The organism is Glaciecola sp. KUL10 (assembly GCF_003203515.1).
GTDB lineage: Bacteria > Pseudomonadota > Gammaproteobacteria > Enterobacterales > Alteromonadaceae > Glaciecola.
Map to the genome: position 1 here is coordinate 55,888 of NZ_BGNG01000011.1, position 15,779 is coordinate 71,666.

Genomic DNA, 15,779 nt, shown 5'->3' on the forward strand with positions numbered 1-15,779 from the left:
GCTACCATGCAGATGGCCAATCAGATACAACAATGGTTAGACAAGTACCAAACTAATGGTGTGCTAGTCGACTTGCCTGAATTAATTGCCTATCGAAACTTTGCCAACCGCCTAAATTTATCACCTAGTCGAGATATCGCGGGCGCTTTGTCGGGGTCTGAGCGTTCAAAAATAAAGGGCCGCGGTATGGAGTTTGATGAAGCTCGGCACTATCAGCCGGGTGACGACATCCGCGCGATTGACTGGCGCGTGACGGCAAGAACGGGAAAGACTCATACAAAAGTGTATCGCGAAGAACGCGAACGTCCCGTGTTTGTCATGTTGGATTTTATGCGCTCAATGCACTTTGGAACCGAGTATTTATGCAAATCAGTACAAGCGAGTCACCTTGCATCTTTCATTATTTGGAATGCAGTTAAACGAGGCGATAAAATTGGTGGCTTATTTTTCAGTGAACTTGCGGATAAAGAATACAAACCTAAAGCGCAAGCCAAATCAGCCCTTGCACTTTTACAAGGCTTATTAGAAGCACAAAACACTGCACACGAGCATGTATTTAAAGATAAATCGAAGCAGTTAAATCAAATTGATACTCAAGAAATTTATTTAAAAAATATTCAACGCTTAAGGTATTTGGCTAAACCCGGTTCACTGGTTTATTTAATTGGTGACTTTAATGCGCTTTCAGAGCCCGCTTTAAATGTGATTGGTTCGATAAGTCGTCATTGTGAAATTAAAGCTATCGTTGTGTCCGACCCGATGGAATTGTCATTACCCAATACAGGCGTGAAACAAAGCCTGAGTATTACCGATGGGTTTGCACGTCAACAACTTCAGTTGGGTGAAAGCAAAACCTTTGAAGACTATAAAATTCAACAACAAGCGCATTTTTCTCAAATCAAAGCGCAATTTTCACGCTATAAAATCCCAACGCGTTCAATCACAGCAAGCCAACCTATCGAAGAACAGATCAATCAATTTGATTTGGGGGTGTTATTGTGATGCAAAATCAACTACAAGCGCCACCTCAGCAGGCTAATCCGCTTGATCAGCTAGCGGGCGTTACCCTAGGAGAACCTATTTCATGGTGGCCACTGGCATGGGGATGGTGGGTGCTGATCGCCCTTAGCTTAATTGCAATTGGATTTGGCATTCGGGCATACTTAAGACATCGAAAACGTACCTTAAGCATGCGCCAAGCATTGCAAAACTTAGCGGGTTTAGACCAGCATGCTGACAACTTCATGCAAGAAGCTCACGCAATTTTAAAAGGCTGTGTAATAGCCTATTGGCCCAAGCATCAAGTTGCTAGTTTAAACAATCAAAAATGGGCGCACTTTTTACATGATTCTCTGATAGCAAAGGGTAAACAAAGTGATGAACAAGCCTCTTCTCTATCTCAAACTATCGCATCTTATGAATTGTCCCTATATGCGAATGCTGAGCAGGCTCAAAAACCAAATCCCGAAGACGTCGTAAGCCATATTTCACAGTGGATTAAATCAGCAACGCCCCCCAAACAAAGCGTAGTGAAGGAGGCAAGACATGTTTGAGTTTGCTTGGCCTTATGTATTTGCATTACTACCGCTACCTTTAATAGTCCGCCTGTTATGGCCAGCTAAACAGCAACAACAATCAGCTGCATTGTTAGTGCCTAGCTTTATTAAAGGCTCAACAGGTCAGCAACAAGCCGCTACTAGTTCAATACTTAAACTCATATTTGCAACTATAATTTGGATATTATTGATTACGGCTGCCGCTAGACCACAATGGCTAGGTGAGCCAGTTTCAATACCCAATGAAGGCCGAGACTTGATGATTGCGGTTGATTTGTCGGGCAGTATGAAAATGGAAGACATGGAAATCAACGGTCGCTTAGTTGATCGATTGGTTATGACCAAAAGCGTACTGACTGACTTTATCAAACGACGCGTGGGTGATCGGCTTGGCCTTATATTATTTGCCGATACTGCATATTTACAAGCGCCGCTCACCTTTGACCGCGAAACCGTCGCCACCCTATTGGATGAAACCGTGATTGGGCTGGTTGGCGAAAAAACCGCGATTGGCGATGCAATCGGCTTGGCCGTAAAACGTTTTGACGACCGCGAAGACAGCAATCGCGTGCTGGTGTTAATGACTGATGGTCAAAATACCGCTGGGCGAATCTCACCAGAAGAAGCCAACGAACTTGCAAAGAACTTCAACGTTAAAATTTACACAATTGGTTTGGGCGCAGATGAGAAAGTTATTAACAGCTTTTTTGGTCAACGCCGAGTGAATCCTTCAGCCGACCTCGATGAAGCGCTTTTAACTCGAATTGCCGAAAGCACCGGCGGCGAATACTTCAGAGCGCGTGACCCACAATCATTAGAGAACATCTACAAAATACTCGACCAGCTAGAACCTGTTGCTGGTGAGGGTCAAAAATTAAGACCGCTCACAGCCTTATTTTATGTACCGCTTATTATCGCACTAGGCTTAAGCGCCCTTTACGCCTTGATTACACTGTTAGGGCATTTATTCAATAGATTTAGTATGTTCAAAAGCAAACAAAACGATGAAAATAAAGAGGTTGCGTAATGGATTCATTTAGCGCTGACTTGTTGAATTTTGATTGGCAAGCTTTTCATTTTATTCGGTCTGAGTGGTTATACGCCATCCTGCCACTAATTATAGTTGCAGTATTATTAAAGAAAATTGAGGCTAAAAAAAGCGGTTGGCAAGGCATTGTCGCAAGTCATTTATATCAACACATGGTGATTAGCAAAGATAAGAAAGCCAGCACGCCACCGTTTACACTATTGGCGCTATGTTGGACTTTAGCTTGTATTGCCTTAGCGGGACCAACTTGGCAAAAACTGCCACAACCTGTTTACCAAGTTAACACTGGTAAAGTAGTGATCATGGACATGTCTTTATCAATGCGATCAACTGACGTGAAACCTGATCGTTTGACACGCGCAAGGTTTAAGGTAATCGATCTACTTAATAGCATTGAAGATGGTGAAATCGGACTGGTGGTTTACGCCGGAGATGCATTTACAGTAAGCCCACTGACCTCCGATGTTTCAAACATTACTGCACTTGTGCCCAGTCTTCGTCCTGAAATTATGCCAGTTTCTGGTAGCTATCCGATTGCAGCTTTTGAAGAAGCAAAGCGTTTACTGAGCAGTGCAGGCTACACCAAAGGAGAAATCTATTGGTTAACAGATGGGATAGACTTTGGTGAGGTTAATGAGTTAAGGGAGTTGATCGCACAAAGCGATTACCAAGTGTCTATTTTAGGCGTCGGCACCGACTCAGGCGCTCCGATCAAGCAAGTAGACGGCAGTTTACTTAAAGACAACAGAGGCAATATTGTTATTCCAAAGCTTGAATCAAGATATCTTCGACAGTTAAGTGGTAGTCCAAACGTGCGTTATACCGGGTTAACAGTGGATGATTCAGATGTTCAATCAATGAAACTCGAGAGTATGCTGCTCGATCAAGAACAAGTTGAAGACGAGATACTAGGTGAAGGTGACCAATGGCAAGATATGGGAGCTTTTGTGGTACTTTTATTTTTACCTCTCGCGGCCTATGCATTTAGACGAGGTATTTTAGCGCTGATTTTAGGTGTTGTGATGATTCAACCCAATCAGCCTGCTTTTGCTCAAGAGCAGAACCAACAGAGCCTCACGCAGACTATTAACCCTGCACCCTTTGCAAATGAATTTTTTCAAACTAAAAATCAGCTTGGTAAGCGAGCGTTTGAACAAGGTGATTTCGCTGCGGCAGCAGAACTTTTTGAAGATCCTATGTGGCAAGGTGCTGCGTATTATGAACAAGGTAATTTTGAAGCAGCACTCGAGCAATTCCAAAAAGCCGAAGGTCTTGAAGCACAATACAATCAAGCCAATGCATTGGCAAAGTTAGGCGATCTGCAATCAGCGCTTGAGTTATATGAAGACGTGTTATCAAAGAACAGCGACCACGAAAACGCGCTTCAAAACAAAGAAATTGTAGAAGAGTTGCTTGAGCAACAACAGCAGCAACAACAGCAAGACCAACAAAACTCCGAACAAGGCGATGGTGAACAACAGGACGGCGAACAAGACCAAAACGACAGTTCACAAAATAGCGACCAAGGCGAACAACAGCAGAGTGATCAACAACAAAATGGTGATCAAGATAACAGTGAACAACAAAATCAGCAGCAAGGTGAGCAACAAAACGCAGAGCAAGATCAAAATAGCGAAAACCAAAGTGATCAACAAAACGACCAGCAAGGCGAGCAAGACAACGAGCAAAGTGCCGAGCAAGAACAGCAAGACGAGCAGCAAGGTCAACAAGAGGGCTCGCAAGAAGAAAACGGTGAAGAGTCCACAGGCATGAGCCAAGCTCAACAAAGCGAAGAAGAGCTCACTCCCGAACAATTAGAGCAACTTCAGCGCGACCGAGTCCTTTTAAACAAAGTACCTGACGATCCTGCATTTTTGCTGCAAAGAAAAATGTTACTCGAATCACAACAACGCAAGCGTGAGCGCGTTCCTAGCGCCAATAAAAAGGAATGGTAATGATAAGTCGTACTATGGTGAAAATTAGTCACTTTTTCTTCATCAATTTTATCTTGTTTTTTGCGCTATCGGCGCAAGCAACCGTCACGAACATCGTTGCATCGGTTGATAAAAACCCGATCATGCTGGATGAATCATTGCAGTTAATCATAACCGCCACCGGCGAGGTCGATAATACAGATCTTGATTTAAGTGCCTTGGACAAAAACTTTAATCGACGCGGCACATCCATCAGCCGTTCAACTCAAATGATTAATTTTAACACCACCAAAACCACTACGTGGACAACGCAGCTACTGCCCAGAGAAACGGGACGCTTTACCATTCCCTCATTTACGATTGACGGGCAAAGTACACAAGCATTTGATGTACTTGTAGTGCCTGTTTCAAGCGGCCAAGGGCAACAGGCTAGACAGTTTTATGTTACCGCTGAAGTCGATAAATCAGAGGTTTATTTACAACAACAAATTAAATATACCGTTAAAATTCATATGGCCGGCGATATTCAGCGAGGCAGTTTGCAGTCTCCTGAATTAGCAGGTGCGGTGATCAAGCAGCTTGGTGAAGACAAAGAATATCAAGACCTGCAAAATGGCGTACGCTATCGTGTGATTGAAAGGACCTTTGCGATTATCCCGCAATCGAGCGGCACGTTTTCAATCAATGGTCCTTTATTTCAAGGCGAAGTATTAACCGATTCCCGCCAAGGCTTTGGTTTTTTTAATCGCACAAAGAGTGTTAGTCGAAGTGGCCCTCGCCTAGAAATAAACGTTAAGCCCATACCTGCAAACTACACCGAACATTGGCTACCAAGTGAATTTGTGCAACTAAACGAAGAGTGGCAAGGTGACGCAGATACATTCGTGGTTGGCGAGCCGATCACGCGCACGCTAACACTTACCGCAGCAGGATTGGTTGAAGAACAACTTCCTGAAATCACGGCTAATTATCCGCCACAATTTAAAACTTATCCTGACCAAGCTTCCACTGCAACGGTTGACCAAAATAATATTTTATTTGCTCAACGTGTCGAAAACATCGCAGTGATTCCAAACGAACCCGGTACATTTGTGTTACCGGAAGTCACCGTACCTTGGTTTAACGTACTCACAGAACAAACCGAAATAGCCAAATTACCTGCGCGCAGTGTAACGGTAGTGGCATCAAGTGCCAGTGATATCGCACAAACGACACCACTTCCACAAAGTCCTCAGCAAGACTTTGAAACTACTAATCCTGCTGATCGACCAAGTGTTGAAACTCAAGCTATCAAGTCTGAAAAACTAGATTGGCTGCACTGGGTATTAATCAGCGTCAATCTGCTACTAATGGCAGTTATCGCTGTTTTGATATTGACGCGAGCTTCAGCAAAAACCACAAGCAAACCACGCCCAGTGATACACACCCGCGCTAACAATGAAGCAAGTGCGTGGAAATCACTGCAAGCTAGCATCGCTGCCAAACGAAATAGCAGCATCCAAAGCGATCTCCTTTCGTGGTTAAAATTGGCAAGTGGTCAGTCTCAGCATTCAGCGGTCGGCATTTTATCTTCTTTGAATGCTCAAGCTTTAGTTGACCAGTTTAATCAACTGCAAGCGGCTCAATATGCGCCCAATGGCGCAAGCAGTCAGGTGGATATGAGCGAGTTTAAAAACAAGTTGAGCGAGTTGAGACAAGTTTTACTCGAACAAACTAAGCCGTCTGCCGTGCAGAAACTGTATTCTTAAAATACTATTAAAATAATAAGAAAGATAAAAGGACAGAACAACTTGAAAACAAATACCACTTCGACGTTTTACAAACAAGGCCTCAAAGTCTTTGCTCTATCGGCAGTATTTACTGCAATTACTGCCTGCTCACCCGCCCAAGAAGCTAGTAATACAAATACGGCTTCGCAGCAGGCTCAAGCAACAACAGAGCAGAGCGTACAAAGCGAATCCGCCAAATTGGCCTCGTTTTTCGAACAAAGTTTTGATGAAGATTTAAAGCGCTCTCCCATGTATCAATCCTATTTAGGCTATAAGTGGGATTATGACAAATGGGGAGATATCTCAAACGCACGATCCGATGAAGATCTCGCCATCATGAAGCAACGCCTAGCGACCGCTCAATCATTTGACCAAAGTGCATTAGACGATTCAGAAAAAATGAGCCTTGCGATTTATATCGCCGATTTAGAAAGACGCTTAGCGAATGACGAATACCGCCTTCATACCTATATCATGCATCAGTTTAGAGCATGGCATACCACTGTCCCTAGCTTTTTAATTAACATTCACCGAGTTAGCGATAAAAGCGATGCGCAAGCTTATGTCAGTCGTTTAGAAAAAGTATCACCTTTGTTTGATCAAGTCGTCGAGCAACTTAGATTGAGAGAAGAGTTAGGCGTATTTCCACCAAAGTGGGCTTATGACCAAATGATTCAAGCGTCGGCTAACGTAATTAAAGGCAATCCATTTACTGAAAGTAGTACTGACTCAACTATTTGGATTGATTTCAAAAGCAAGGTAGATGCTTTAGAGATTTCCAATGCAGAAAAAACAGCGCTTGTAGAGCAAGCCCGTTCAGCACTGGTAAATCAAGTCATGCCTGCTTACCAAAAACTGATGGCTGAACTTGAAAAGCAAAGGCAACTCAGCCCTGAAGGCGACGGCGTATGGCGTTTACCTGATGGCAGTGAGTGGTACAAAAACCGTTTAGAATGGTTCACCACTACCGATTTAAATGCAGAAGAAGTACATAGGATTGGTTTGCAAAATGTTGAGCGCATTCACAATGCGATGAAAGAAATCATGCAACAAGTCGGCTTTGACGGCAGCATGAAAGACTTTTTCGAATTTATGCGCAACGACGACCAATTTTACTATGCCGACAGTGATGAGGGTCGCGAGCGCTATATGCGCGAGGCCAAAGAATACATTGATAAAATGGAAGCCAAAATCCCTGAATATTTTGGGATCACACCAAAAGCACGCATGATTATCAAGCGCGTAGAAGCCTTTAGAGAGCAATCAGCGGGTAAAGCTTTTTATCAAAGTCCATCAAAAGACGGTTCTCGTCCGGGAATTTACTACGCCAATTTATACGACATGCGCAGTATGCCCACTTATCAAATGGAAGCTTTGGCCTACCACGAAGGCATTCCGGGGCACCATATGCAACGCGCCATCGCGCAAGAGCTTGAGGGCATTCCTGAATTCCAGAAATATGTCTCATTTACTGCTTACACAGAAGGTTGGGGCTTATATACCGAAGAACTGGGCAAAGATATGGGCTTTTATGAAGACCCCTACTCTGATTTTGGCCGCTTAGCGATGGAGTTATGGCGAGCATGCCGTCTAGTGGTAGATACCGGCATCCACGAAATGAAATGGTCGCGCGAAAAAGCCATTCAATACCTGATTGATAATACACCTAACCCTGAGGCTGACTCGGTAAAAGCAATTGAGCGCTATATTGCCATGCCGGGGCAAGCGACCGCTTATATGATTGGAAAGCTAAAGATCATGGAGCTTAGGGAAAAAGCGAAAAACGCATTGGGTGACAAATTTGACTATCGTGGTTTTCATGATGAAATATTGAAAGATGGCCCCGTTCCAATGACTTTACTGGAGCAAAAAATTGATGCGTGGATTGAGTCTAGCAAAAAGGCTTAAGGCTTAAAAAAGGAGTCGACTCTCGCTTAGGTACAATCCATTGCGAGAGTCGCCATGTTTAACAGTTTCAATTTAAATACTTTTCGCCTGCAATGCTGCATCATTTTTAAGATTTTTTTCAATGTATCTTTTCATGTTAAGCCGAACCTTTTCTTTTTTTTCGTCATACATCTTAGTGTCAGCTCGCTTAATATAATCCAAAATATCCTGATAATTTTTAGGCTCACCATAGGCTAGACCGATGCTAGCGGTTACCCCAAACCATTCAGACGCCTTTCGATCAAACGCTTCTTTAACACGGTTACAGATGGCTTGAATAAATCTGACATCGCATTGATTTAACAAAACGACAAACTCATCACCACCCCACCGCGCTAAAACGTCTTGATCACGCAACAATATCTTTAATTCTTTTGCGACTTTGATTAATACCTCGTCACCAGCTTCATGGCCATGTTTGTCGTTGACCGGTTTAAACTCATCTAGATCTATAAACATAACACCCAAGACTGAGTTAACTTGGCGCTGACAATTTGCGACACAAAATGAAGCAATATCCTCAAAGCCATGACGGTTATAAATTTTAGTAAGTTTATCGTAGTGTGCAATGTCTCTGAGTTCAGAAGCGTGCTGTTCGGCTTGTTTGTAAACTCTAAATTTCTTGATTAAGTTTACAGCTCTCAATGAAAACTGAAGAGGTAAAACTGGCTTCATTAAAAAGTCATCTATGCCAAGAAAGAACAAGCCAGTCTGAACTTGTAAGGTGCTAATACTAGAGAGCACCATGATAGGTATTTTGTTAAAAATTATAGTTTCGTTATGGCGCATACTGTGAATAATTCGTTGTCCTTGCCCTCCGCCTTCTAGATTCAAATCGGTCACAACTAGTTCAATAGATTCATTCTTCAGAATTGCATCGGCGGCGTCACAGTTATCAGTTTGAATGACCTCACAATTGATTGACTTTAGAATTTTGGAGTAATAATCCGAGACAGCGCGATTGTCCTCAACTAATAATACTTTTGCACCTTCAACACTTTTGGGGAATGTCGCAATTTTCGAGAGTGTATCAGCAAGCGCAGGTAATTCTTGTTTGAAAAACACATCCGTAACGCCCAAGTCAAATGCTTGATCCATTGCGTCTTGCGTGAGATCACTGGTGAATAAAAAGAGCGGGGTTTCTTTGTTGAGCTTACTTGTGCGAGTATGTTTAACCATGTCCGCCAACGAGCCCTGTGCAAACTCTTTAGAAGTAATTATCGCATCGTATTTATCTTTTTGAATTGATTGGATTCCACTTTCACCAAAGTATTCAAATTCAACCCATTGTGTGTCTCGAGGAGAACATGCTTTCTTTGTAATCTCTCTCATGGTACCACTTGATTCAAATAACGCTATTTTCATTACTTCTGTTTCCAAGTTAAACTAATAAAATGCGAATGGCGCATAACCCTGTAAGTTATATCGTACATTATTAGCACTTTATTAGTATTTAGCCTATTTTTTATTTCATTTTTGGCTAAATTTTATACTTTGGAATAAATTTCAAATGAAATATTTAGTACCAACTCATTACATTGAGCAATCTAAGTGTTTGCACCACGTTCTTGCAATTCCATAGGTTTGGTCCCAAAACTAATCAGCAGTTTTAGGTCTTTGCGCACTCACCAGATTGGTCAATAAATGCCTCGAGATCATGCTTAAATAACGCTCTCATTGAAGGTGGAATCGACGCTTTGGTATAGGACTTAGCATCAACGACAACATATGTTGTTTTTGCTGTTGCAACAAGTTTTCGCTCATTATGCTTGTCTACAAACATTTCAGTCTGTAATCGAAAGGAGGTATTCCCAACATGATCCAGCTTGCAAGCTAACAACAATATGTCATCGAATACAGCTGAAGCTTTCCAATCAAGTTGAAGACTGACGACCTGGTTGTCGTATCCACTCTCTAGTAATGCTTGAAAAGACCCGAGTAATGCTCGCATATACTCAGTGGCCGCCAAGTCTGCATAATCCGCATATCTTGCGTTAAACACCACTTGCTGGGCATCACACTCAGAATACCGAACGCGAATTCTTAAACTTACTTCATGCTTACCAATTGAATGCATAACGATTAACTCTCTAAAATATTTGATGCCAAACATCACAACTTCATCACAATTCACTCATTTTTCCAAACCGAAGTCGATAAAAATCCATTTATCACTTAGGCTTATGTCACGATTTGTTTATACAAGAAAAAAATTATGTTTTCAGGAAAGAAAAAATCTACGGCCACGGTCTCTTCTGACATGATGAAAAAACAACAACGATATGAAGCCCTAGTCAAAGCCCTACATGCAGATGTGTATCGCTATGCATTGTGGCTAATAAAAGACAAGGCAATAGCCGAAGACGTGGTTCAAGAGACATTTTTGAGGGCTTGGAAATCACTTGATTCTCTAAAAGATGAAGCTGCCGCTAAGTCATGGTTGATTACCATTCTTCGGCGCGAAAACGCCCGTAGATTCGAACGTAAACAATTCGACTTAGTAGATATAGATGATGTTTCGGTAGCTGATCCAAATGATATTAATGATGTGGCACTTGAACATCGCGAATTACGCAATATTATGTCGAGCTTGAACGAAGAGTATCGAGAGCCTTTGATGCTCCAAGTTATCATGGGCTTTACAGGTGATGAAATTGCGAAGCAGCTAGGGTTAAACAAAAATACTGTTATGACACGATTATTTAGAGCTCGAAATCAAATTAAAGATGCTTTAAAAGCAAATGAAGAAATGGGAGTGACCGTAAATGGATGAATTGACATTTAGACGTACTATTTATGCTGATCCAAACACCCAAGACGCAGACGTAATCGAAGCTGCAAAAGCAAACCCTGCTAAACAAGCATTTTGGAATGAAGTAAAAGCGCTAGACAATCAAATTTTTGCGGCGACCCAAGTTAAAGTACCTGATAATCTTGCTGACAAATTGCTTCTCAAGCAATCCTTTGAAGAACGCCAAGAAGGGCGTAATCAACGCCCTTGGTACATTGCAATGGCTGCTTCTGTTGCGGTTGCAGCGGTCTTAACATTCAACGTCATGCAGCCCATATCCGGTAACGCGCTGGCGAATGATGTGTTTGCTCATGTAGACGAAGCCTATATGGCAAAAGAGATGATGATGAGCAATGGTAACGTAGACCTTGAACAAGTTAATTCAAAAATGGCAACCTTTAACGGCAGTGTCAATGGTGACTTAGGCGAAGTAGTCTCAGCTAACTACTGTTACTTAGACAAAATCAAAAGCTTACACTTGATTATAAGGGGCGAAAACGGACTCATTAATATGTTCGTCATGCCTGAAGACCTAACCGAGTCACTGCAAGAAACATTCAACAGCGCGACTATGTTTGGTACATCCTTTTTACTCGAATCAGCCAAGATTATTATCGTTGGTGAAGATGGTGAAGAAGTGAAAAGTGTGAAAGAAAGTGCCCAGCAGACGCTTAGATTTTCTGCTTAGCGCGCCACTTCAGTCATAACGGCGCGTTCCCACGAAGAAACGTCATTAACCAATGACGTTTCTTCGGTGTTATATTCTTCAATGACTTGTTTTATAGTTGACGCCGAATAAAGCACTTCGGTTTAGATTAAAGTATATAGATGTTACCCTTGTAAATGATTGAAGCAATTAAGGTAATTTGTCTATATGGAAACAGGCACCGTAATATCGTTGATCCTATATTTTGCAGCCATGTTGGGTATTGGTTTATATGCATTTCGCAGTAACGAAGAAACATCATCAGGTTATCTTTTAGGTGGGCGAAAGCTTAGTGCACCGGTAACAGCTTTATCAGCAGGTGCGTCCGATATGAGTGGTTGGATGTTAATGGGTGTGCCCGGAGCCATGTATCTAGCAGGGGCTTCTTCATTGTGGATTGCGTTTGGCTTATGCCTTGGCGCATGGTTAAACTACTTGATTGTTGCTCCGCGTTTACGCGTATTTACGCAAGTTGCAAACGACGCGATTACCCTGCCCGATTACTTTGAAAATAGATTTTTTGATAGCTCGCGTTCACTTCGCATTATCTCAGCCGTGGTAATCATAATATTCTTTACGCTATATACTTCTTCTGGCTTGGCCGCAGGAGGAAAGCTCTTTGATACTTCATTTGGTTTAAACTACACCGTTGGTCTCTATTTAACTGCTAGCGTCGTGGTCTGTTATACCTTGTTTGGTGGTTTTATGGCGGTCAGCTTAACCGACTTCGTACAAGGTGTGATCATGTTTATCGCGCTTGTCCTAGTACCAACTGTGGTTGTTTTTGAACTAGGCGGCATTGGTGCGACGATGCAAACACTAAGTGATATCAACCCTAATTTGTTATCTCTTTCTATTGATGCGAGCACGGGAGCCACTATTACCCTAATTGGCACAATATCTTTGATGTCGTGGGGATTGGGCTATTTTGGACAGCCCCATATAATTGTAAGGTTTATGGCGATAAGCAGTATAAAACAGCTGCCGGCTGCGAGACGAATTGGCATGTCTTGGATGATTGTTTCTTTATTTGGTGCGGCAGCGACTGGCTTATTTGGCCTCGCTTACGTCACGTCCACCGGGCAAACTTTAGATGATCCAGAAACCATTTTCATTACTTTGTCTCAGTTGCTGTTTCACCCTTTGATTGGTGGCTTTTTACTTGCAGCGATTTTAGCAGCGATAATGAGTACCATTTCATCTCAACTCTTGGTGACTTCGAGTTCACTTACTAGAGACGTGTATGCTGCATTTCTCAATAAGCAGGCCTCTGAAAAACAGCAAGTGTTAATCGGCAGACTTTCAGTTGTCGCAGTGGCATTTGCCGCCATTTTATTAGCTTCAGATTCAAACAGCTCAATATTAAGTTTAGTTAGTAACGCTTGGGCTGGCTTTGGCGCTGCGTTTGGTCCACTTATATTGTTCTCGCTACTCTGGAAAAACATGTCTAAAAAAGCAGCCATCGGCGGTATCGTATCAGGCGCATTGACTGTCTTAATTTGGATTTATGCACCTCTTGGTGCAGATGGCAGCAGTTTATCAGCGGTGATTTACGAAATTATCCCCGGTTTTATAATTTCTAGTGCAGTCATCATAGTTCTGACGAAGCTCTTTCCAGAAAAAGACCCAAAAGTGGCTGCACTTTTTTCTGAGTTTGCCGATACACTGCAAAGAGAAAAACAATAAAGTTAATAGAAAACTAAAGAATGAGCTTTTTTGCCGCTAGACAACCAATATTAGATGCGAATCGCAACTTGTTCGGTTACGAGTTGCTATTTCGCACTAGTCTAGACAACGTATTTCCTGATGTTGATGAAGAAAAAGCCACATCAAAGATGATTGAGGGCTTACAACTCGATCTAGGCTTAGATCGTATTGCGTCAGGTAAATTAGCCTTTATCAACTTTACCCAAAAAACCTTACTTGGCGGTTATCCGCTTTTATTGCCGAACGAAAAAATAGTCGTCGAAGTACTGGAAACAGCAGAACCCACAAAAGAACTTTATGTTCGCCTTCGTACGCTTCACGCCAAGGGATATATTGTTGCACTTGATGATTTTGTCCATGACATAACATGGGAAGCTTTTTACCCACTAGTCAAAATTATCAAAGTCGACTATATGCTTTCATCTCGCGAAGAAATTGAGCAAACGATCAAAGCTGCCGCTAAATATCCGCATATTGAGCTATTAGCAGAAAAAGTTGAAACACACGAAGAGTTTGAAGAGGCCAAAAAACTTGGTTTTAAATACTTTCAAGGTTACTTTTTCGCCCGCCCTGAAGTCATAAAAAGCGTAGCTTTGACACCTTCTCAAACGACCTTGACGACTTTACTTAATGAAATTAGTAAACCTGATGTCAACACAAATAAAGTCACTCAATTATTTGAGCTTGACGTCACCTTATCCTTTAAACTTTTGCGCTATGCACAGTCGCCAATGTTTAAGAGGCGTAAAGCAATAGAAAATATAAGACAAGCTGTAGTAGCACTCGGCCAAAAAGAACTTGAGCGCTTCATAATGTTATTGTTTGCCGCTCAATTCGGTGAAGGTAAACCGGGCGAATTAATCAGAATGTCTATGCATCGCGCTAAATTCTGTGAGGTGCTTGCCTCAGCTACCAAAAAAATTCCCGACGAGTCCAGTGCGTTCCTTGCAGGCATGCTCTCACTTATCGATGCAATGCTCGATGCAGACCTAAATGAAATAATCTCAAGTTTACCGTTAAGTGAAAACATCAAAAAAGCCTTGCTCGAAAAAGAAGGCTGGCTAGCAGAGTTTTTACAGGTATGTGTTGACTTTGAAAAAGCCAATTGGAAAGAAATGGAACAAGGCTGCACTAAACTTGGCGTTGATTATCACGCATTGCTTTCAGAGTATGAACAAACATTGAGATGGTCCGAAGACAGGTTAGATGATATTAGTTAGTTGAATAATAAGACATATCTCTGATTAAACTTGCTTTATAACATAAATGAAACATGTCCAACCTTTTAGGCATATAAAAGGAATGATAAATAGCAAAATATAATAGATGTTCTTAAACGCCCGGTCGTTTAATATGCTAAAGTTCTATGCATATAGATTAATTGCATATACAGGAGTTTTAAACATCCATGTCAGCTCAACCTAACATCACTCACCTTAAACAACTCGAAGCTGAAAGCATTCAGATTTTCCGAGAAGTGGCCGCCGAATTTGACAATCCAGTCATGCTTTATTCCGTTGGTAAAGACTCATCAGTATTGTTACATCTAGCGCGCAAAGCATTTGCTCCTGGTACTATACCTTTCCCATTATTACACGTTGATACCACGTGGAAATTTAAGGAAATGATTCAGTTCCGCGATGAAATGGCTAAAAAGCACAACTTAAACCTGTTGGTTCATACAAACCAAGAAGGGATCGAACAAGGTGTAGGTCCGTTTACGCATGGAAGTGCGAAACACACAGACATCATGAAAACAGTCGCGCTTAAACAAGCGTTAGACAAATACAAGTTTGATGCTGCCTTTGGTGGTGCGCGTCGTGACGAAGAGAAGTCACGTGCAAAAGAACGCGTTTACTCCTTCCGTGATGAAAACCACAGATGGGACCCCAAAAACCAACGCCCTGAATTATGGAATATCTACAACTCACAAATTAATAAAGGCGAGTCAATTCGCGTTTTCCCCATGTCAAATTGGACTGAGCTAGATATCTGGCAGTACATCTATCTTGAGAATATTGAAATTCCATCATTGTATCTTGCTAAGCCTCGCCCGGTTGTAAAACGCGATGGCACATACTTTATGGTTGACGACGACCGCATGCCACTAGAGCCGGGTGAAAAGCCAGAAATGCGTTCAGTGCGCTTCAGAACACTTGGATGTTACCCATTGACCGGTGCTGTTGAATCTGAAGCAGACACGCTTCCCGAAGTTATCCAAGAAATGCTCTTAACCAAAACTTCAGAACGACAGGGTCGCGTGATTGACCATGATTCTTCTGGCTCAATGGAAAAGAAAAAAATGGAAGGATACTTCTAAG

Annotated in this window: 13 protein-coding genes; 11 read left to right on the forward strand and 2 right to left on the reverse strand. The window is 42.1% G+C overall.

What is annotated here, in order from left to right; translation table 11 throughout:
* Nucleotides 1–6: 6 nt before the first annotated feature.
* Genes KUL10_RS15755 through KUL10_RS15780 form a run of 6 tightly spaced genes read left to right on the forward strand, consistent with a single transcriptional unit; the run spans nt 7 to nt 8,215 of the window.
* A complete protein-coding gene (locus KUL10_RS15755) occupies nt 7–1,002 on the forward strand; it encodes a DUF58 domain-containing protein (protein ID WP_110429907.1) in 996 nt (331 codons plus the stop codon).
* Complete coding sequence (locus KUL10_RS15760; protein WP_110429908.1) at nt 1,002–1,553, forward strand: DUF4381 domain-containing protein; 552 nt, start codon at nt 1,002–1,004, stop codon at nt 1,551–1,553. Before KUL10_RS15755 ends, KUL10_RS15760 begins: the two co-directional genes overlap by 1 nt.
* On the forward strand, nt 1,546–2,583 hold the full coding sequence (locus tag KUL10_RS15765) for a VWA domain-containing protein (RefSeq protein ID WP_110429909.1): 1,038 nt from the start codon (nt 1,546–1,548) through the stop codon (nt 2,581–2,583). The genes KUL10_RS15760 and KUL10_RS15765 overlap by 8 nt, the downstream gene beginning before the upstream one ends.
* Nucleotides 2,583–4,559 (forward strand): VWA domain-containing protein, encoded by a 1,977-nt coding sequence (locus KUL10_RS15770; RefSeq protein WP_110429910.1) that lies wholly within the window; start codon nt 2,583–2,585, stop codon nt 4,557–4,559. Before KUL10_RS15765 ends, KUL10_RS15770 begins: the two co-directional genes overlap by 1 nt.
* Nucleotides 4,559–6,286, forward strand: coding sequence for a BatD family protein (locus tag KUL10_RS15775; protein WP_110429911.1), 1,728 nt, complete (start codon nt 4,559–4,561; stop codon nt 6,284–6,286). The genes KUL10_RS15770 and KUL10_RS15775 overlap by 1 nt, the downstream gene beginning before the upstream one ends.
* A 42-nt stretch (nt 6,287–6,328) precedes the next feature.
* The gene (locus tag KUL10_RS15780; RefSeq protein ID WP_110429912.1) at nt 6,329–8,215 is read left to right on the forward strand and encodes a DUF885 family protein; all 1,887 of its coding nucleotides are present in this window, start codon (nt 6,329–6,331) and stop codon (nt 8,213–8,215) included.
* 72 nt (nt 8,216–8,287) lie between these two features.
* Here the strand turns inward: KUL10_RS15780 and KUL10_RS15785 are convergent, their stop codons facing one another.
* Together KUL10_RS15785 and KUL10_RS15790 are read right to left on the reverse strand one after the other, a co-directional pair.
* The gene (locus KUL10_RS15785; protein WP_110429913.1) at nt 8,288–9,619 is read right to left on the reverse strand and encodes a diguanylate cyclase; all 1,332 of its coding nucleotides are present in this window, start codon (nt 9,617–9,619) and stop codon (nt 8,288–8,290) included.
* Nucleotides 9,620–9,863: 244 nt separating this feature from the next.
* Nucleotides 9,864–10,388 carry a thioesterase family protein gene (locus KUL10_RS15790; RefSeq protein ID WP_233499857.1) on the reverse strand — a complete coding sequence of 175 codons (525 nt, stop codon included), beginning with the start codon at nt 10,386–10,388 and terminating at the stop codon, nt 9,864–9,866.
* An 81-nt stretch (nt 10,389–10,469) separates the two neighbouring features.
* On the opposite strand from KUL10_RS15790, the gene KUL10_RS15795 reads away from it, so the two are divergent.
* The 5 genes from KUL10_RS15795 to cysD all read left to right on the forward strand — a co-directional run bounded on the left by KUL10_RS15795 (nt 10,470) and on the right by cysD (nt 15,778).
* Nucleotides 10,470–11,027: a sigma-70 family RNA polymerase sigma factor gene (locus KUL10_RS15795; RefSeq protein ID WP_110429914.1), complete on the forward strand. Its 558-nt coding sequence runs from the start codon at nt 10,470–10,472 to the stop codon at nt 11,025–11,027.
* Complete coding sequence (locus KUL10_RS15800) at nt 11,020–11,733, forward strand: DUF3379 family protein (protein ID WP_110429915.1); 714 nt, start codon at nt 11,020–11,022, stop codon at nt 11,731–11,733. Before KUL10_RS15795 ends, KUL10_RS15800 begins: the two co-directional genes overlap by 8 nt.
* 186 nt (nt 11,734–11,919) lie before the next feature.
* Nucleotides 11,920–13,437 carry a sodium/proline symporter PutP gene (gene putP / locus KUL10_RS15805; protein ID WP_110429916.1) on the forward strand — a complete coding sequence of 506 codons (1,518 nt, stop codon included), beginning with the start codon at nt 11,920–11,922 and terminating at the stop codon, nt 13,435–13,437.
* Between the two features lie 20 nt (nt 13,438–13,457).
* Nucleotides 13,458–14,678 (forward strand): EAL and HDOD domain-containing protein, encoded by a 1,221-nt coding sequence (locus KUL10_RS15810; protein WP_110429917.1) that lies wholly within the window; start codon nt 13,458–13,460, stop codon nt 14,676–14,678.
* Nucleotides 14,679–14,866: 188 nt separating this feature from the next.
* Nucleotides 14,867–15,778: a sulfate adenylyltransferase subunit CysD gene (gene cysD, locus KUL10_RS15815; protein ID WP_110429918.1), complete on the forward strand. Its 912-nt coding sequence runs from the start codon at nt 14,867–14,869 to the stop codon at nt 15,776–15,778.
* Nucleotide 15,779 lies beyond the last annotated feature (1 nt).

Excerpts from the sequence above, each read along its gene's own strand:
- cysD (WP_110429918.1), top strand. The coding sequence starts at position 14,867 with ATGTCAGCTCAACCTAACATCACTCACCTTAAACAACTCGAAGCTGAA.
- KUL10_RS15795 (WP_110429914.1), top strand. The coding sequence starts at position 10,470 with ATGTTTTCAGGAAAGAAAAAATCTACGGCCACGGTCTCTTCTGACATG.
- KUL10_RS15800 (WP_110429915.1), top strand. The coding sequence starts at position 11,020 with ATGGATGAATTGACATTTAGACGTACTATTTATGCTGATCCAAACACC.
- KUL10_RS15810 (WP_110429917.1), top strand. The coding sequence starts at position 13,458 with ATGAGCTTTTTTGCCGCTAGACAACCAATATTAGATGCGAATCGCAAC.
- KUL10_RS15775 (WP_110429911.1), top strand. The coding sequence starts at position 4,559 with ATGATAAGTCGTACTATGGTGAAAATTAGTCACTTTTTCTTCATCAAT.
- putP (WP_110429916.1), top strand. The coding sequence starts at position 11,920 with ATGGAAACAGGCACCGTAATATCGTTGATCCTATATTTTGCAGCCATG.
- KUL10_RS15760 (WP_110429908.1), top strand. The coding sequence starts at position 1,002 with ATGCAAAATCAACTACAAGCGCCACCTCAGCAGGCTAATCCGCTTGAT.
- KUL10_RS15770 (WP_110429910.1), top strand. The coding sequence starts at position 2,583 with ATGGATTCATTTAGCGCTGACTTGTTGAATTTTGATTGGCAAGCTTTT.
- KUL10_RS15755 (WP_110429907.1), top strand. The coding sequence starts at position 7 with ATGCAGATGGCCAATCAGATACAACAATGGTTAGACAAGTACCAAACT.
- KUL10_RS15785 (WP_110429913.1), bottom strand. The coding sequence starts at position 9,619 with ATGAAAATAGCGTTATTTGAATCAAGTGGTACCATGAGAGAGATTACA.
- KUL10_RS15765 (WP_110429909.1), top strand. The coding sequence starts at position 1,546 with ATGTTTGAGTTTGCTTGGCCTTATGTATTTGCATTACTACCGCTACCT.